The organism is Kangiella koreensis DSM 16069 (assembly GCF_000024085.1).
GTDB classification, from domain to species: Bacteria; Pseudomonadota; Gammaproteobacteria; order Enterobacterales; family Kangiellaceae; genus Kangiella; species Kangiella koreensis.
The window spans coordinates 2,779,611-2,796,862 of sequence record NC_013166.1 but is presented as its reverse complement, the minus strand read 5'-3'; the positions used below and the strand labels follow the sequence as shown (position 1 = coordinate 2,796,862).

The window sequence follows — 17,252 nt, the reverse complement described above, 5'->3', positions numbered from 1 at the left end:
GCCCCCGGGCAAATTCCGTTTCTTTTCCAAATAATTTTATTTCACAGGAACTCGTTTCAAGACGTTTCTATGTTTCAATAAACAACTCGATACTATGAATCTAACTGAATTAAAGCAAAAGTCAGCTCAAGATCTGTCTGAAATGGCGAAAGCCGTAGGTCTTGACCACATGGCGCGTATGCGCAAACAAGATATCATCTTCGGTCTACTGAAAAATCACGCCAAAAGTGGTGAAGATATTTTCGGTGGCGGTGTTCTCGAAATCCTTCCTGATGGTTTTGGTTTCCTGCGTTCCGCTGAAGGCTCTTACTTGGCTGGGCCGGATGACATCTACGTTTCCCCAAGCCAAATCAGACGCTTTAACCTGCGAACGGGCGATACCATTTTCGGCAAAATTCGCCCACCGAAAGACGGTGAACGATACTTTGCCCTACTTAAAGTCGCAGAAATCAATTACGACAGCCCGGAAAACTCTCGCAACAAACTTCTCTTCGAAAACCTTACCCCTCTCCACCCAGACGAACGTATTCGTATGGAACGAGGCAATGGTTCAACCGAAGATATTACCGCTCGTGTAATTGACCTGGCAGCACCTATCGGTAAAGGACAGCGCGGATTAATCGTATCGCCACCTAAAGCCGGTAAGACCATGATTTTGCAGAACATAGCCCAATCAATTACCAGTAATAATCCAGAATGCATGCTAATTGTATTGCTGATTGATGAGCGTCCAGAAGAAGTAACAGAAATGCAGCGTTCGGTGAAAGGTGAAGTAGTTGCTTCAACCTTTGACGAACCAGCCGCACGACACGTTCAAGTTGCCGAAATGGTTATCGAAAAAGCTAAGCGCTTAGTAGAGCATAAGAAAGACGTTATTATTTTGCTCGACTCGATTACTCGTCTAGCACGTGCTTACAACACAGTAGTGCCATCATCCGGTAAAGTATTAACCGGTGGTGTCGACGCTAACGCATTACAGCGCCCAAAACGATTCTTCGGTGCCGCACGTAATATTGAAGAAGGTGGCAGCTTAACCATTATCGCAACCGCACTAGTAGATACCGGTTCAAAAATGGACGAAGTGATCTACGAAGAGTTCAAAGGTACCGGTAACATGGAACTGCATCTTTCGCGTAAAATTTCCGAGAAGCGCGTGTTCCCAGCAATCGACTTCAACCGCTCAGGTACGCGAAAAGAAGACTTGCTAACCTCGCCAGAAGAACTGCAAAAGAACTGGATACTGCGCAAGATTCTACATCCAATGGATGAGATCGATGCGATTGAGTTTTTGATCGATAAGATTGCGTTGACGAAGACGAATGATGAGTTTTTTGACGCCATGAAAAGATAGGCCATAAAAGGTCTTTTTAGTTTTTTGCTTTGTTAGTCTCTTGCTCACTCGGTTACGTATTATTATACGCGCCCTCGCTGCGCGAGAGACTGCCTCGCAAAACCCCTAAAAATCCTCTTTTTTGGCTCAATCTTTCAGAACGAGATGGCAAAAGGATTTGGTGTGAAAAAGTTTGATAAATGGATTTTGTTTCCTATAGCTGTTCCTGTCGGGATATTGTTCTGCTTCTCTCTAACCCACAATTTCATTCCCGTTTTTTGGTGGGAAAAAGTATCTTTTTACATAGCCATTGTCCTTGGGTTCCTGATCTCGATAACAGTTTTTCGATATCAATTTAAAGTTTGGTTGCCAAGAAACAAGATTAAAAAATACTCATTTAAATGGTGCCTAAATATATTTCTAGTGTTTTTTGCTGCGCCTTTAATGGGAACGCTTGCTTCATTTCATGCCTTGTCAGTAGGTATTGGAAAAGTTGAAAATGCCTTGTTTGGTGAACCCGAGACTTACAAGATATATAATTCGACAGTTAATGAAGTCTCAAATAGCAGGGCTTGGTGTCATTTATATTTAGAGCCAATAGAGTTTAATGATCGATATAGTAGTTATAAGTTTTGCATTGAGGATATGGAGCTTAGTTCTTTAGTTAACTCTGTCAATGTTAAAATTAAAGAGCGAGTTTCAAGTTTAGGAAGGAAGGCTATTGATTGGGAACTAATTAACTTCAAAACAAGGGAAGATGAAATTAATGGTTATGTACTATTCAGATTTGATATCGAAACAGATGGCACACCTACTAATATCAAAGTTATATATGAGCACCCCAAAGGGATATTTACAAAAGAAGCTTTAAGGGCAATTAAGAAGTGGAAGTTTAAAGTTAAGGTTGTTGATGGTAAGCCTGTAAAACAGTATGGAATGAAGTACAAACTAGATTTCGTATTAGACGAATAAATTTTTAAGATAAACTCCCCCAATTGCATCAATATAATATTACTACCCCTTATCGGTAGGGTTTTACTGATAATCTGCTAAAATACCCTCACTACTTATCAACTCAAAATCCTCATGCAATACAAAGATCTGCGTGATTTTATCGCTAAGCTGGAGTCCATGGGCGAGCTTAAGCGTGTTTCTGTGGAAGTTGATCCTTATCTTGAGATGACGGAGATCTGTGACCGTACTTTGCGGGCAGGTGGTCCGGCGATTTTATTCGAGAATGTCAAAGGTCATTCGATTCCGGTGCTGGGCAATTTGTTTGGCACCACGTGGCGCGTGGCTTTGGCGATGGGTAAGGAAGATCTGACTGGTTTGCGTGAGCTGGGTGAGTTGCTGGCTTTTTTAAAGGAGCCTAAGCCACCGGAAGGTTTTAAAGATGCCTGGCAGCAGTTGCCTGTCTTTAAACAGGTCTTGAATATGGCGCCTAAAGTGGTAAAAAAAGCCCCTTGCCAGAAGGTAGTGCTTGAGGGTGATGAGGTTGATTTAAGCAAAATCCCAGTGCAGACCTGTTGGCCGGAAGATGCCGCGCCTTTGATGACCTGGGGTTTAACCATAACCAAAGGGCCGCACAAAAAACGCCAGAATCTGGGCATTTACCGTCAGCAGGTAATTGCTAAGAATAAACTGATTATGCGTTGGTTGGCACATCGTGGCGGGGCACTGGATTTCCGCGAGTGGTGCCAGCAAAATCCTGGTCAGCCCTTCCCCGTTTCAGTGGCCTTTGGCGCTGATCCGGCTACGATTCTCGGTGCTGTAACACCGGTACCGGACACTTTAAGCGAATACGGCTTTGCTGGTTTATTGCGTGGCGAAAAAACCGAAGTGGTTAAATCGATTGGCAATGAGTTGCAGGTTCCCGCCAGCGCGGAATTTGTTCTAGAGGGTTATATCAATCCGGACGAAATGGCGGATGAAGGACCTTATGGTGATCATACCGGTTATTACAATGAAGTGGATAGCTTCCCGGTCTTTACCGTCGAGCGAATTACCATGCGCGAAGATCCCATCTATCACTCGACCTACACAGGACGTCCGCCAGATGAACCCGCCATTCTGGGCGAAGCGCTTAATGAAGTCTTTGTGCCGATTTTGCAGAAACAATTCCCGGAAATTGTCGATTTCTATCTGCCGCCGGAAGGCTGCTCCTATCGTTTGGCGATAGTGTCTATGAAGAAGCAGTACCCGGGACACGCGAAACGCATCATGATGGGTGTCTGGTCATTCTTGCGCCAATTCATGTACACCAAGTTCGTGATTGTGGTGGATGACGATGTGAATACTCGAGATTGGAAAGATGTTATTTGGGCAATGACGACACGTGTCGATCCGAGCCGTGACTGCACCATGATCGATAACACGCCGATTGATTATCTCGACTTTGCCTCGCCTGTTTCTGGCCTGGGTTCTAAAATGGGTATCGATGCGACCAATAAGATGCCTGGCGAAACCGAACGTGAATGGGGCAAACCGATTGTCATGGAGCAAGCCGTTAAAGATAAAGTGGATGCGATGTGGCAAGAGCTTGGTCTGGATCCAGAAGACGATAAATAATTGATTGGAGCGAAATGATTCGAGAGTCTTATGTCAGAACAAAATACTGAAAATTTAGAAGCTACTTTCGTTAATTGCGAAGTGACCCTGGTCCGCAGAATTGGCCGTGACGTTTACTGGGTACAGTTAACACCCACCGAAGCAAGTTTGCCTGCATTCACCGCAGGTCAGTATTTGATGTTGGAATTAGATGATGGCTCGATGTGCCCTTTCTCGATTGCCAGCTCGCCTTTACAGGATGTACTGGAATTGCATATTCGCCGTTTACCTGGGCATGACGCAGCCGACAAGATTGTCAGCCAGCTGAAACATCGAAATCTGGTTAGATTGCAAATGCCGTATGGTGAGTGTGTGCTGACTGACTCAGAACGCCCGGCAGTCTTTATTGCTGGCGGTACGGGCTTTGCACCCTTTCATTCCATTATTAAAACCGCATTAAAAAACGGTGATCAAAGAGCTTTGACACTGTATTGGGGTGCGCAAACTTCTGCTGATTTGTATTTGCTGGAAGAGCCGCAAGCCTGGGCAGAAGAGTTTGACCATTTTACTTTTATACCGGTTTTGTCAGGTCTTGATGAGAAATGGCAGGGGCGTAAAGGCTTTGTTCACCATGCTTTTATGCTGGATCATGATGATCTGACCAATATGGATATTTACGTTGGTGGCTCTGAACCAATGGCCATGTCGGTTTATCAGGATCTATTAGATCGTGGAGTTAAAAAGAGCTCTATTCACTCTGATATTCTCAATATCAAGCGCGAGATGGGCTTGCTGGATTAATGATTTAGAGCTGGTGCTACACCTTTTTGAAAATCAATGAAGTATTGATCCCGCCAAAAGCGAAGTTGTTGCTCATGATGTAGTCATGAGCCATTTGGCGGTTGTTCTCAACAATATAATCAAGGTTAGCACAATCGGGATCGAGATTGGTAAGATTTAAAGTGGGCGCATACCAGTTATTGTTCATCATTTCGATGGAAAGCCAGGCCTCAATCGCGCCACAAGCTCCGAGAGTATGACCAAAATAGCTCTTTAACGAGCTAATAGGCACAGCCCGGTTGAATACCTGTCGAGTTGCCTGAGTTTCAGCGACATCACCACGGTCAGTGGCAGTACCATGTGCGCTAACATAACCTATGGCATCTGCTGATAATTGAGCATCGTCTAAAGCCATCTGCATCGCCTGTGACATGGTTTGTTGTTGGGGCTGAGTAACATGTGCGCCATCTGAGTTGCAGCCAAAGCCGACGATTTCAGCCAGTATGGAAGCGCCTCTGGCTACGGCGTGGTCATAATCTTCAAGAATTAATGTGCCCGCGCCTTCGCCAATTACCAGACCATCGCGATCTTTATCGAAAGGGCGTGGAGTATTCTGCGGATTCTGGTTATCAACCGAGGTGGCAAAAAGCGAGTCAAAGACCGCGCCTTGAGTAATACATAATTCTTCAGCCCCGCCTGCGATCATAACTTTCTGACGACCAAACTTTATCGCTTCGTATGCATAGCCGATACCCTGGCTGCCCGAAGTACATGCGCTACTGGTCGGAATGATCCGTCCTTTACAGCCGAAGAATACACCCATATTGACGGGTGCAGTGTGGCTCATCATTTCGACGTAGGAAGTCGATGTAAAGCCGGTCATGGGGCCGCCTTTAATCAGGTCTCCGAAGACGGGAATGGTGCGGGTGCTGCCAGAGGATGAGCCGTAGGAAATACCAGTATCGCCGTTGGTTAGTGCCGGATGTTCGAGTAAGCCCGCCTGAGCAAGAGCATCCTGGGTAGCACAAGTGGCGAGTAAAGAGACTCTCCCCATGCTACGGATTCGTTTGCGTGGAAGCTTTGGGAAAGTATAGTCAACGGGAGCTGCCAAGCTGGTGCGCAGGCCTTCGCACTCAGCCCACTGGGACATGATTTGAACGGCATTTTTACCTTCAAGTAAGCGGGACTGAACATCATTCCAGTTGTCGCCAAAGGCAGTAATACCGGACATCCCCGTGATAACAACGCGTGACATTAAGCCATTCCTCCATTTACCGAAATGACCTGACGAGTAAGATAGCCGGCGGTGTCGGAAAAAAGATAGCCGACTAAACCTGCAATTTCTTCGGGCTTGCCCATTCTTTTGGCCGGAATCATTTTCAGCGCTTCGTTTGCAAGCTCATCATCAACCATATCGGTTTCAATTAAGCCAGGAGCTACGCAGTTGACGGTAATCTTACGACGAGCAAGTTCGACGGCCAGTGCTTTAGATGCGCCAATCAGGCCAGCTTTAGAGGCGCTGTAATTGACCTGACCTCGATTGCCAAGAACACCAGAAACTGAAGACATCACCACAATACGTCCGCCTTTCTTATTTCTTACCATCGGCATGACCAGGGGTTTTACCACATTGTAGAAGCCATCCAGGTTGGTGTGGATGACATCATCCCAATCGTCATCGCTTAATGCCGGGAAAGCATTATCGCGAGTAATGCCAGCGTTACAAACAACGCCATAGTAAGCGCCGTTTTGTTCAATATCAGCTTCTAGAGTTTGTTGTGTCTGAGTACGGTCGGCGATATCAAACTGAAGTAAATTAGCAGTACCACCAGCCTTGATGATCTGATCAACGGTTTCTTGAGCTTGTGCAAGTCCGGAGCGGCAATGCACGGTGACAGTGAAACCGTCTTGGGCCAACTGTAGGGCGATACTTTTACCAATACCTCGGCTTGAGCCGGTAACTAATACTCTTCTACTCATAGTGTTAATGGTTCTCTTAATTCAGGAGCTGATTGGTATCATTGCTCTCAAAAACATTCAGTTTTGCCTGACAGACAAGGGTCTCATTATGCAGAATTGAACAATCAAATGCACCCAACCCAGAATCATCCATAAATAACTCGGCAATAACCACTCGATAGGTCTGATTGGCCGCAAATAAGGTTTTATGGATCTCAAAATGACGAGTGCCTAGTAGAAAGCCTAACTTAACCGGTTGATCCACCAGATAGGCTCTGATCCCAGCCAGAGCGGCAACCGCTTGCGCCATGTATTCGATACCTACCCAGGACTCGATACCTTTTAGTTTAGGGCAATAGAAGCGACTCTGAGCAGTAACTTCAAACTGAGCGGTGAGAGTGTTTTGCTCGAAATCCAGAATCTCATCGAGTAATACCATTGGCGATGAGTGAGGAACAAACTCAGAGACTGGCTTGGATAATATCCCGGCTTTTTTTGATTCGAGTGTACTGTGTATCTGTTGCATAGTCCTGCCCCCTATGAACGGCCGATTATAACACTGACATTGTTGCCGCCAAAGGCGAAAGAATTGCTCATGGCGACCTTCAGGCTGGTGCAGGTGGTTTGTTCCGTAGCAAGATTGAGAACAGGAATTGCCTCATCATATTGCTGATCAAAATAGTGCTTGGGGAAGCGGTAAGGTGCAACAGTCTGTGATAGTGCCAGCCAGCAAAAAGCCAGCTCGGTGGCACCGGCTGCCCCTAGTGTATGACCGGTAAGCGGTTTGGTAGAACTGGCAATGGTAGAATCTGTAAGAGTGCTGGAAACAGCTTTGCCTTCCATCAGGTCATTTAACTCAGTTCCGGTACCGTGCAAATTCAAATAATCAATATCGTTAGCAGTAATGCCCGCATCATTAAGTGCCATTGTCATAGCAGCGGCAGCACCCTGCCCCTCAGGGTGAGGTGCCGAAATGTGGTGCGCATCAGATGATTCTCCAACACCTAATAATGCAACAGGGGCCGGCATCCTTGACATAACAAATAGCGCCGCACCTTCGCCGATGTTGATACCCTTTCGGTTAGTACTAAAGGGCAGGCATAATTCAGGAGAGATGGCTTCCAGAGAGTCAAATCCATTGAGAGTCATATCACACAGCGAATCGGCACCGCCAACAATCACGGCATCACACAGGTCGTTCTCGATAAGGCTACGAGCCGAAGCAAATACCTTGCCACTAGAAGAGCAGGCAGTAGAAATTGAATAAGCGGGACCCTTTAACTGGAGATAGTCTTTAATAAAGTTAGCTGGGGATGACATCTGAATTTGGGAATAATCAAAGTCTGCAGGAAAGCTTCCGCTATTGGCATGAGATTGAAGTGCTACCTCACCTTCTGCAATGCCGGAGGTGCTGGTACCCATAACAACGCCAATACGATGAGTCGGATGGGTTTCTAACAACTGGGAAAGAGGTTCCGAAAGCTGCTCAAGGCAGTGAAGAATCAGACGGTTATTGCGAGTATTATGTTTAGCAAAAGGCTCTTGTATCTGGGGCAAGCTATGCTCGACCATGCCTACCAGAAAGGGTTTATTGGTGGCTGGAGATTGATAAGACTTCATACCCGAGGTATCGCCATTGATGAGCTTTGAAAAAACCGCTTCATGCTCGAACCCTAGCGCATTAATCAGAGCCATATGATTGAGGTAAATAGATGATTTATTTGGCATTGGAAATCTCTTCAAGGGATAGAAGCTCAATATTTAAGCGATAACCGCGTTCTAAATGATGAAATTCGATATTGCCCCGATAATAAACTGGTTCAGTGTAACGAATAATGATAATCGGCTGTTGGTTATGACTAATCACACGCTCAAGAGGCTTGCTATGATTGACCTCGGCGCCAGTTAAAGCCTTAGAAACGAGTTCCGCAGGCCATAAACTCAGTTGCATATCAGCTAACAGATATTGAGGTTTCAGCTCATCATTGGACGGCAAACCACTGGCAATGATTTGATCCTGGTTCATTTCAATAGAAAACAGACGCGTCCCAGTGGGCGTGAGTCCGACCATTATTAAGCGATTGTCACGTACCTCGGTTTGAAATAATAGATCACGTGATTGATCCTGAAAGTCTATCTGGGCACTTTGTAAAAGCTGCAAGCCATGTTTAAAGGGAAGCTCTTGGATCAGCTGAAACTGTACATCTTGGCCTATTTGCACCTTATGTTGGTCGCTTATATAAGATGGGTTGCAACCCCAAATGGATAAGCACAGTAAGAGAATTACGATGTTGCGCATAATTGCCCCAATGTGTTGAGTCGACGTTTGGCGTGTTTCACGAACGGGTTGTTGGTATCCCAGGCGTAGCCAGCAAGAATCGAGCAGACCATTTCACGAATATTCTCAGGAGCATCATCAAAATGGATAATGTCCTGCAATTGCCCTTGATACCATGATTCCACGAAAGCCTTAAAGGTTTGAACACCTTGCTGCAAAGGGTCAGCAAATTCTGACTGCCAACATACATCTTCATCGTTGAGTTGCTTTAATAGAACATCGGTAGCCAGCTTGGCGGATTTAAAAGCGATGGTCACCCCTGAAGAAAAGATCGGATCTAAAAACTCGCCTGCGTTACCCAGCAAAGCGTAGCGCTCACCGAACAACTGTTTAACGTTGGAGGAATAGGCCGTGATGTACTGTACAGAGTTGGCTTTTGTGGAAGTCGCTAAAAGTTGCTTGATGCGAACGGATTGGTTAACAGCTTCATCGAACCATTGCTCATGGACAGAGTGTTCGTGGGAAGAGTGTTCGTGAGAACTAGAGACGGTCTCTAATTGCTCAGACTCTAATTTCTCAAAAAAATCAGGCTTAGCAACACAGCCTACGGAGGCCGTTCCGTCTGCAAACGGAATCAACCAATACCAGACATCCTTACATTGAGGGTGAGTTTCAATAAGAATTTTATTTCTATCGTAAGTCTTAGAGTCGATATTGTCTTGCACATGACAAAATACCGAACTTCTAACCGGAAAGGTGCTGGGAAGCGTTAAATCCAAGAGTCTGGGCAACACCTTGGCGAAACCACTGGCATCAAGAATAAAACGGGTTTGGATATCACGGCTAGTACCATCTTCATCCTGCAAGGTGACGATGCAAGGATCCTGTAATCGAACTTGAGTTACCTGCTGGCCAAAACAAAAGGTTGCACCTTGTTGTTCAGCAACCTGTGCTAACAGTTGATCAAAGGGAGCGCGTTTGACTTGAAAGGTACTGCCGGGCCCTGGAGTAAACTTTTCTCCGAAATCAAAGTGACATGGATGATTGTCGGCAAAGAAAGCAGCGCCATCTTTGTATTGAAAGCCAAGCTCTGGGGCTGCTGCTTTAATGGCATCAACCATGTTTGCTTCTTGCAAATAAACCATCGACTGTGGGAGTAGGCTCTCACCAATAGAGAAGCGTGGAAAGTGCTGCTTTTCGACCACCAGAACGCTAACGTTATTTTGTGTTAACAAAGACGCTGCAAGACTTCCTGCGGGGCCTGCACCAATGATGATGACGTCATATTGCGAGTTTAACTCAGGCATGGTTCAGTCCTTTAATGTGGTAAATACGACCACCAAGAATCGGTGATAGTAAGAAGACGGTTAATATACCGGTTAGCATGGTCAAACCAAAGGCATGGATAGCCGGTGTTTCACTGAGTGATAACAGACCAAATGATAGGAGTGTTGTGGTGGCAGATAAAGTAACTGCCAAGTGGATGTAAATCGTTCGAGACTTGGCTTCGGCGTAAAAAAGGCCGTAATCAATACCAATCCCGAATACCAGAAACAGTGCCAGAGTACTGAATAAATTAAAGCTACCGGTCACCAGAATGGTAAGGATAATCGCAACAGAAGCTGCAAGTAGCGGTGCCAATACAACATGGCAGGCAATTAATAGTTTGTATTTAATCGACAGTATGATCAGTATTGCCAAGCCAGCCAGTAGCAACATGTAGGTAGCTAGCTCACGATAACTGGTAAAGAGCTGTGAAACTTTGTCGACTTTGTTAATAAAGTAAAGATCAGGGTTTTGCCGAGCTAACTGCTCAAGTACTGGAATGTTTTTAATGTTTGAGAGGCTGATAATAGAAGTGGCTTTACCTTCGATATTTCCCAACCACAAATAAGACAGACGTTGTCCAATAGGTGACTGTAACCACTCCGGTAGCTGTAGATAATTCGTTTGGCTGGAGCGATAGGACCGATTAAGTTCAGCAAATGACTGCTGATCCAGTATGCCAATATCAAACAGTGGTTTTAGGTTGGATAAGGTCAGTTGCTCACCGATCAGTTTATAATCGGCTTCCTGTTGCGATCGACTCGGGACAAAGTGTCCAAGGTGCGAATAACTGCTAATAACATTGTCTGCCACTAATTGGTCAAGTTGGTTGTCAAATTGATTAATGGTATCTAAAAGTTGTTCACTGGAATTGGCACGCAACAAAAAGAATTGATTAGTCGCAGGTGCTGATGTGATTTGAGTAAGGGTGGATTCTTGCGCAATCAGCTCTGCAGGCGCTGCCTGTAACTGGCGAATATTATCGTTATCATGAGATGTATTTATTAATAGATAACCAGCAATAATAGGCAGTAACAGCAAGCTCAATATCATATAAGGATGAGCCAGTTTTTGACTAACAGAAGAATGTGTATTGAGCACTGATAGGAATGCTAATGGCGTGGAGACCTTATAGCGAAAAGTATCGAATAACAGCACTACGGTCAGGAAAGCTCCGACTAAACCAGTAGCACAAAAAACGGCCATTTGTTGTAAGCCCGGAAAAGGAGCCATATAGAGTGCGGCATAACCGATCACGCTGGAAATCAGGCCCATCAAAATCGCCATAAAAATATGAGGCAAAGGTTTTGCATGGTGGATGGCACTGGAAAAATAATGAAAGGCATAGTCTACCGCCACGCCTAACAGGCTGGCACCAAAAACCAATGTTAATATATGAATAGATCCAAAGACATAATGAACCACTGTGAAGGCAACAAAGACTCCAACAGCTAACGAGGTTAAAGTCATAAACAGTGGAGCGATACTTCGAAAGGCCACGATTAACAGCAGAATGACGCCAATCAAAGAGCCGAGTCCTATAGTAGAAATTTCAGACTTGGCAGATGCGGCTGCATATTTTGCATAAAATACCGCGCCAGTTGTTAATAATTCGACTTCAGGGTGGCTACTGGAAAAATTATGGGTTATTTCAGTTATACGATCCTGGGTTTCTGTGTCAAACGGTGAGCGTTGTAATAGTGCAGATAGAATGACCAAATCATGTTCTGGCTGTGGGAACACCGTCAGACCATCGACTATTTGTACGTTAGAAGAGGCTGATTGATTACGGCTTAAGGAACTTTGAAGGTAGCGATAGGATAACAGCAATGGGTCCTGAGGGAGCAGGTTCAGTAGCTGACCAGAGAGCGGTGAATAAAGAACTTGTTGGCTGTCATCAATAAAGGGTTCAGCGCCAGCTGAAGACATGAGCTTGCGATCTGCTTCACTCAATAGATGAAAGCGATGCTCAAAAACCTGCTCAGCAATGGCCTGTTGCTCGATGTCCGTAATTTGAGTATTGAATCGTTCAATCAACTGGGTTCGTTCAAGTTGTGTAACTAAAGAGGTTACCAGCGGTTGAAAATTTGTGCCCTTATCTGCTTTTATGCCAATAATAATCTGCTTGAAGTTCTTGTCCGAGAATTGCGCGAAGGCTTCCTCAGCAAAAGGGTCAACTTCAGTTTCTGGCAATAAATCAAGAATGTTGGTTTCGATGTCGAAGCCAGCACTCGAGTGAGAGCGAGAATCTGATCCAGAGTTTAGCTGCTTATAAAAAAGCCCTGCGCTGAGCAGTATGAAAATGACCCAAATCAGGACTTTAAGCTTAGCGGACAAAATAAAGACCTAGCGCTTCTTCAGTGGCTGGAGCATCAAGTGGCGTGAATACTAACTCCGTTGAGTCTCCATTAGCTTCAGCAAAAATAAGCTGCTGGATATTGGTGTTACCAATAATGGTGATATCGGTTAATAGTCGTTGCATGTCTTCGTGTTTGGCCTGTAATTTAATTTGCCACTGCTCTTCGTCACAAATCAGCTGAGCAGAAAAGTTGCGCTCAAGTTGAGCAAAATCACCCGCTAAAATAGCAAGAAAAGTAGAAGTAATTAGCTGACTGGATTTTTGATTCGAATTGGCTGGTGCCGACACTGCTTGATCATGCTTATTAAATTGTTTAAGTGAACCATTCTTAATAACAATAGTGCCCTTGAGGGGCTCGGATGTTTGCCACACCATGCCATGGTCATCTGATACCAGTAGGTAACCTGTGGAGACTAATGGTTTTGATAAAATGGCAATGCGTTTAGTTTGCTGGAATTGATTAAGGGTTGCTTGTTCACGCACCTGCTCTGTGACGGATGGAAGGCTACAGTTCGGCTCGACGTTGGTGCTGGCCTGACTGGTAGCGAGCAAAGCAAACGACAAAAAGAACGCGAGTATTGTTAGCTTATAAAGATGCATAATAGGCTTCTAGTTTTTGAGAAAGTACGATAGGCGATATTAATTGCATTTCAAACTCATCAGCGGTAACTGCAACCTGAATGGAATGCCCTTTTGAGAGCTTTTTGCCTGTTGCCTGATCTTCAATACGGTAGTCAATCAGCAAACGATTTTCACATTCTTTGAGGGTTGCAATACAGCGTAGTTTTTGTCCGTACCTGGCTGGATTCACGTACTTCACTCGAATATCAATGATAGGCCAATAGTAACCTGAGGCTTTCATTTGCGGATAATCATAATCAATCTTTCGTAACAGCTGACAACGTGCTTCCTCAAAGTATTTAATGTAGTTGCCATGCCAAACGATTTGCATGGGATCAAGGTCAAAAAAAGGCACTTCAATACTATATTCTGCGTTGATAGGATGCGACTGTAATTGTTTATTATTAATTGGCATAGGTGCTCCAATGTTGCTCCTGAATTAAGGCAACGAAATGTCTCAGCTCATGCTCTAATGGGCGATCTTCACTGACCAATTCAAAATGTTCGAACACCTGCTCCAAGGTAGAAAGAACCCCATCGGACAATGATGACTTATCCAGCTGGCTTTGCTTAATACGTAAAGTCACAGCCTGGGTGGCAGCCATTAAAGAAGCAGCAGCAACTTGCTCTGTTAAATCCAAAATACGTAAACAGTCGCGAGCAGCAATAGTACCCATGCTTACTTTATCCTGATTATGACATTCAGTAGAGCGAGAAAAAACGCTGGCTGGCATAGTCAGTTTTAACGCTTCAGCAGTCCAGGCACTAACCCCAATTTGTACGGCTTTAAAACCATGATTTAACGGTCGACGCTGCTCTGAGGCGGCAGATAGATTATTAGGCAAGCCATTGTTGAATTTGCTATCTACTAATAAAGCCATTTGGCGATCCATTAAATCCGCAAGATTGGCAATGCCGGTTTTCATGCTATCCATGACCATCGCGATATGGCCTCCATAAAAGTGGCCACCATGTAGAACGTGTTGGCCTGCTCCATCAATAATGGGGTTATCATTGGCACTGTTTAGTTCGGTTTCGATGGTTTGACGCATCCACGGCATGGCATCTTTCAGAGCACCGATAATGTGCGGAGCACAGCGGATTGAATAGCGATCTTGTAGACGATCAGAATTGCGTGGGTGTTTATAGTGATTGAGGTCATCACGAATCCAGGCCGCCACCTGATTTTGACCAGGGTGTGGCTTGACGGAAAACAGTAGCTCGTCGAAATGAGCGCTGTTGCCCTGTAATGCAATCGAGCAGAGTGATGTGATACGTGAACACAGCTGGGTTAAATAATCCGCTCGTTGAAAAGCAAGGCAAGCCAGCGCCGTCATCACTGCGGTACCATTCATTATCGCCAGCCCTTCTTTCGGTTGAAGCGTGATAGGTTTAATACCTAGACTTTTGAACACTTGCTCCGTTGGCTGGGTCTGACCTTTATAGAGTACCTCACGTTCACCTATGAGCGCTGCGGCAACGTAGGAAAGAGGAGTCAGATCGCCGCTGGCACCAACCGAACCTTCTTCTGGTATGCGTGGCAAAATATCCTTCTGCAGTAGCAACTCTAATTGCTGTAATAATGACCAACTAACCCCTGAATAACCCTGACTTAAAGATGCTAACCTTGTGGCAAGAATGGCGCGAGTGTGTTCGGCAGAAAATATTGATCCCAGGCCACAGCCATGAAAGCGGGTCAGATGCAGTGGCAGCTCATGAGTATCTTGTACCGGCACTGGGGTGGTGACTGAATCACCATAACCTGTAGTAACGCCATAAATTACACCATCTTCACGCAACAGTTCTTTAATAAAGTCAGCGCCCTGATCGATCTTGTGCTTAAACTCAGGTGCAGAATTAAGTTTGGCAGTGGCATTGCCTTTAGCGAGTTGGCAGATCTGCTCAATGGTGAGCGAAGAATGGCCAAAGGTGATATTTGTTTTAGTGTCTGTCACGGCGATGTGTCTCTTGTGTTTTTAATGCGCTTCGTTGAATATTTTGCTGGTCATCTTTTTGCCAGAAATTGAAGAAGTTAAACCATTGATAGGGAGCCTTTAAACAATAATGCTCTAGCCTTTCAGAGTATCTTTCAATAATTGATTGTAACTGCTCATTTTTGTTTCTTCTAGCTAGTTTAAGGCTTTCAGCAAAGGGTTCCAGATAAACATGATACTGTCCAGACTGCTTTAGACAGAATAATAGGTAAGTTGGACATTCAAGTATGCTGGCCAAAATAAATGGGCCTTGCGAAAAAGGGGCTGGATAACCAAGAAATGGTGCATAATTGACACGTCCATATTGAGTGACAGAAGTCCTGTCACCAACGATAATAATTATTTCACCAGCATCCACTTTGTCCTTAAGCATGATAGCTGTTTCAGCCCCGAGAGTGTCAACCTGTATCAGGTTGATAGAAGCTTTGGGATTAAACTTTTCAAGTGCTTTCTGAAATTTTAAAGCATGCTTAGTAAAAACCAGGGCATTGATTTTAAGTGCAGAATCAGTCTCACCGATTGCACGGCAAAGCTCTAAATTTCCTAAATGTGAACCAATAAATACAGCACCTTTGTTGGGGTTCTGTTTACGCAAGGAATCAAATACCTGCGGATGGTGAAAGGTAATATCGTTTAAACCCACATCACCAAGCCAGGCTCTGATTTTATCGATAGCGGCTAAACCGAATTGATAGAAGTGCTTATAAACATGATACCAACGAACCTTGGAGGTTGATTGGTTATAGGTGTTAATGCGCTGCAAGTACTGGAGAGATGCACTACGCGCTTTGCTGCCAGTTAAAACAAAATAAGCAATGACAGGGATCATTACGATACGAAACAACCACTGTCCAAAAAAGCGATATAACCAGACCAGAAGTTGGATGCCAAAAGTGGAGCCGCGTTCTTGAGTTGCTGACCAATGAGTATCCGGCGGTTTTGGCTGCGATTTGAAATGGCGCATCATTAACTTGGGTGCACGAACAAGCATGCCAAAAAAAAGCTTGGTATGCATTTTAGTGATCAGCCAATTGTCTTGAAACATTCTAAAGTGTGAGGAGCCGTCTTCGGGATACGTCACTTTAGTGGGAAGATTAAGAATCTCTACAGAAGCCCAATAAAGCTTGACCAATATTTCAGTATCAAAATCCATTCGCTTGCCGATATTCGAGCTTTGTATAAGCTGCACGGTTTCGGCCAGTGGATAAAGGCGATAGCCACACATGGAGTCTTTGATTTTAAAAGACAGAGTTTCTACCCAAACCCAGAAGTGAGTGAGGTAACGAGGAATTAAACGCCCTAATGGCACCGAATCATCATAGTCAGGAATACCGCAAATAACGGCTTCCGGATAGTTATTACTTAAAGCAATAAAGTTTGGAATATCTTTCAGGTTATGTTGTCCATCTGCATCAACTTGAATGGCATGACTAAATCCTTGTTCATGTGCTGCTAAGAATCCTGCCATGACGGCAGCACCTTTACCTGAGTTTTCAGTTAAGTTAATGACCTGCAGAAAACCGAACTGATCAGGCAATTGGTTGAGGACTTGATGCGTCTGTTGATTACTACCGTCATTAACAATGATAACAGGCAGGTTTAAAGGCTCGATGGCCTGCAACACCTGTTCAATGTGTTGGGTATGGTTATAATTCGGAATGACGATACAGTAAGATGACTTCATCAAGATTGAGACTCATCGTGTGTTAGCAAAATTTTTCCTGAGGAATATTGGTGTTGCGAATTATAAAAGCGAAAAGCGAGCATTTGTTTACTGTCATCGAAACTTAAATCTAATTTAACCCGGCTGTTTGGCGTAATGACGTGCTGAAATTTAAGGGTCTTAATAGAAGAGACCTGTCTTGTCGATGAAGCTTCAGATTGATTGGCGAGCAAACTGGAAAAAAAATGTAGTGCCCAACTGATTTGTACAACACCTGGAATGATAGGGAATTGATCGAAGTGACCAGCAAAAGCGTCAAGCTCCGGATTTATCAGAAGCTCAAGTTCTAGCTGATGGTCATTAACATTTTGAGAAATGATTTCTGGAAAGTTCAT

At 44.6% G+C, this 17,252-nt stretch carries 16 protein-coding genes; 4 read left to right on the top strand and 12 right to left on the bottom strand.

Translation table 11 applies throughout. From position 1 onward, the window contains the following. Positions 1-94: 94 nt before the first annotated feature. The 4 genes from rho to KKOR_RS13000 all read left to right on the top strand — a co-directional run bounded on the left by rho (position 95) and on the right by KKOR_RS13000 (position 4,678). Positions 95-1,351, top strand: a complete 1,257-nt coding sequence (gene rho, locus KKOR_RS13015; protein WP_015781606.1) for a transcription termination factor Rho — start codon at positions 95-97, stop codon at positions 1,349-1,351. Between the two features lie 162 nt (positions 1,352-1,513). Next, the gene (locus KKOR_RS13365) at positions 1,514-2,302 is read left to right on the top strand and encodes a TonB family protein (protein ID WP_228638659.1); all 789 of its coding nucleotides are present in this window, start codon (positions 1,514-1,516) and stop codon (positions 2,300-2,302) included. A 114-nt stretch (positions 2,303-2,416) separates the two neighbouring features. After that, positions 2,417-3,898 (top strand): 4-hydroxy-3-polyprenylbenzoate decarboxylase, encoded by a 1,482-nt coding sequence (gene ubiD, locus KKOR_RS13005; protein WP_015781604.1) that lies wholly within the window; start codon positions 2,417-2,419, stop codon positions 3,896-3,898. Between the two features lie 30 nt (positions 3,899-3,928). After that, positions 3,929-4,678, top strand: coding sequence for an NAD(P)H-flavin reductase (locus KKOR_RS13000; RefSeq protein ID WP_015781603.1), 750 nt, complete (start codon positions 3,929-3,931; stop codon positions 4,676-4,678). A 16-nt stretch (positions 4,679-4,694) separates the two neighbouring features. Here KKOR_RS13000 and KKOR_RS12995 read toward each other — a convergent pair whose 3' ends face one another. The 12 genes from KKOR_RS12995 to KKOR_RS12940 are packed head-to-tail and all read right to left on the bottom strand — an operon-like array spanning position 4,695 to position 17,252. After that, on the bottom strand, positions 4,695-5,912 hold the full coding sequence (locus KKOR_RS12995) for a beta-ketoacyl-ACP synthase (protein WP_015781602.1): 1,218 nt from the start codon (positions 5,910-5,912) through the stop codon (positions 4,695-4,697). Then, a complete protein-coding gene (locus tag KKOR_RS12990) occupies positions 5,912-6,637 on the bottom strand; it encodes a 3-ketoacyl-ACP reductase FabG2 (RefSeq protein ID WP_015781601.1) in 726 nt (241 codons plus the stop codon). Before KKOR_RS12990 ends, KKOR_RS12995 begins: the two co-directional genes overlap by 1 nt. Before the next feature lie 16 nt (positions 6,638-6,653). Then, positions 6,654-7,142, bottom strand: coding sequence for an ApeP family dehydratase (locus tag KKOR_RS12985; protein WP_015781600.1), 489 nt, complete (start codon positions 7,140-7,142; stop codon positions 6,654-6,656). Between the two features lie 11 nt (positions 7,143-7,153). Continuing rightward, on the bottom strand, positions 7,154-8,344 hold the full coding sequence (locus KKOR_RS12980; protein WP_015781599.1) for a beta-ketoacyl-[acyl-carrier-protein] synthase family protein: 1,191 nt from the start codon (positions 8,342-8,344) through the stop codon (positions 7,154-7,156). Beyond that, positions 8,334-8,915 (bottom strand): DUF3261 domain-containing protein, encoded by a 582-nt coding sequence (locus KKOR_RS12975; protein WP_015781598.1) that lies wholly within the window; start codon positions 8,913-8,915, stop codon positions 8,334-8,336. Before KKOR_RS12975 ends, KKOR_RS12980 begins: the two co-directional genes overlap by 11 nt. After that, positions 8,900-10,201: an NAD(P)/FAD-dependent oxidoreductase gene (locus KKOR_RS12970; protein WP_015781597.1), complete on the bottom strand. Its 1,302-nt coding sequence runs from the start codon at positions 10,199-10,201 to the stop codon at positions 8,900-8,902. The genes KKOR_RS12975 and KKOR_RS12970 overlap by 16 nt, the downstream gene beginning before the upstream one ends. Next, complete coding sequence (locus tag KKOR_RS12965) at positions 10,194-12,557, bottom strand: MMPL family transporter (protein WP_015781596.1); 2,364 nt, start codon at positions 12,555-12,557, stop codon at positions 10,194-10,196. The genes KKOR_RS12970 and KKOR_RS12965 overlap by 8 nt, the downstream gene beginning before the upstream one ends. Further along, positions 12,547-13,179, bottom strand: a complete 633-nt coding sequence (locus KKOR_RS12960; RefSeq protein WP_015781595.1) for an outer membrane lipoprotein carrier protein LolA — start codon at positions 13,177-13,179, stop codon at positions 12,547-12,549. Before KKOR_RS12960 ends, KKOR_RS12965 begins: the two co-directional genes overlap by 11 nt. After that, complete coding sequence (locus KKOR_RS12955) at positions 13,166-13,615, bottom strand: acyl-CoA thioesterase (protein WP_015781594.1); 450 nt, start codon at positions 13,613-13,615, stop codon at positions 13,166-13,168. Before KKOR_RS12955 ends, KKOR_RS12960 begins: the two co-directional genes overlap by 14 nt. Then, on the bottom strand, positions 13,605-15,155 hold the full coding sequence (locus KKOR_RS12950) for an HAL/PAL/TAL family ammonia-lyase (RefSeq protein WP_015781593.1): 1,551 nt from the start codon (positions 15,153-15,155) through the stop codon (positions 13,605-13,607). The genes KKOR_RS12955 and KKOR_RS12950 overlap by 11 nt, the downstream gene beginning before the upstream one ends. Further along, positions 15,142-16,878, bottom strand: a complete 1,737-nt coding sequence (locus KKOR_RS12945; RefSeq protein ID WP_015781592.1) for a glycosyltransferase family 2 protein — start codon at positions 16,876-16,878, stop codon at positions 15,142-15,144. The genes KKOR_RS12950 and KKOR_RS12945 overlap by 14 nt, the downstream gene beginning before the upstream one ends. Beyond that, positions 16,878-17,252 carry an ApeI family dehydratase gene (locus tag KKOR_RS12940; RefSeq protein WP_015781591.1) on the bottom strand — a complete coding sequence of 125 codons (375 nt, stop codon included), beginning with the start codon at positions 17,250-17,252 and terminating at the stop codon, positions 16,878-16,880. Before KKOR_RS12940 ends, KKOR_RS12945 begins: the two co-directional genes overlap by 1 nt.

What these genes read in the sequence shown, in the direction of transcription:
- KKOR_RS12960 (WP_015781595.1), bottom strand. Translation starts at nt 13,179, where the DNA reads ATGCATCTTTATAAGCTAACAATACTCGCGTTCTTTTTGTCGTTTGCT.
- KKOR_RS12975 (WP_015781598.1), bottom strand. Translation starts at nt 8,915, where the DNA reads ATGCGCAACATCGTAATTCTCTTACTGTGCTTATCCATTTGGGGTTGC.
- KKOR_RS12980 (WP_015781599.1), bottom strand. Translation starts at nt 8,344, where the DNA reads ATGCCAAATAAATCATCTATTTACCTCAATCATATGGCTCTGATTAAT.
- ubiD (WP_015781604.1), top strand. Translation starts at nt 2,417, where the DNA reads ATGCAATACAAAGATCTGCGTGATTTTATCGCTAAGCTGGAGTCCATG.
- KKOR_RS12985 (WP_015781600.1), bottom strand. Translation starts at nt 7,142, where the DNA reads ATGCAACAGATACACAGTACACTCGAATCAAAAAAAGCCGGGATATTA.
- KKOR_RS12970 (WP_015781597.1), bottom strand. Translation starts at nt 10,201, where the DNA reads ATGCCTGAGTTAAACTCGCAATATGACGTCATCATCATTGGTGCAGGC.
- KKOR_RS12955 (WP_015781594.1), bottom strand. Translation starts at nt 13,615, where the DNA reads ATGCCAATTAATAATAAACAATTACAGTCGCATCCTATCAACGCAGAA.
- KKOR_RS12945 (WP_015781592.1), bottom strand. Translation starts at nt 16,878, where the DNA reads ATGAAGTCATCTTACTGTATCGTCATTCCGAATTATAACCATACCCAA.
- KKOR_RS12940 (WP_015781591.1), bottom strand. Translation starts at nt 17,252, where the DNA reads ATGAACTTTCCAGAAATCATTTCTCAAAATGTTAATGACCATCAGCTA.
- KKOR_RS13000 (WP_015781603.1), top strand. Translation starts at nt 3,929, where the DNA reads ATGTCAGAACAAAATACTGAAAATTTAGAAGCTACTTTCGTTAATTGC.
- KKOR_RS12995 (WP_015781602.1), bottom strand. Translation starts at nt 5,912, where the DNA reads ATGTCACGCGTTGTTATCACGGGGATGTCCGGTATTACTGCCTTTGGC.
- rho (WP_015781606.1), top strand. Translation starts at nt 95, where the DNA reads ATGAATCTAACTGAATTAAAGCAAAAGTCAGCTCAAGATCTGTCTGAA.
- KKOR_RS12990 (WP_015781601.1), bottom strand. Translation starts at nt 6,637, where the DNA reads ATGAGTAGAAGAGTATTAGTTACCGGCTCAAGCCGAGGTATTGGTAAA.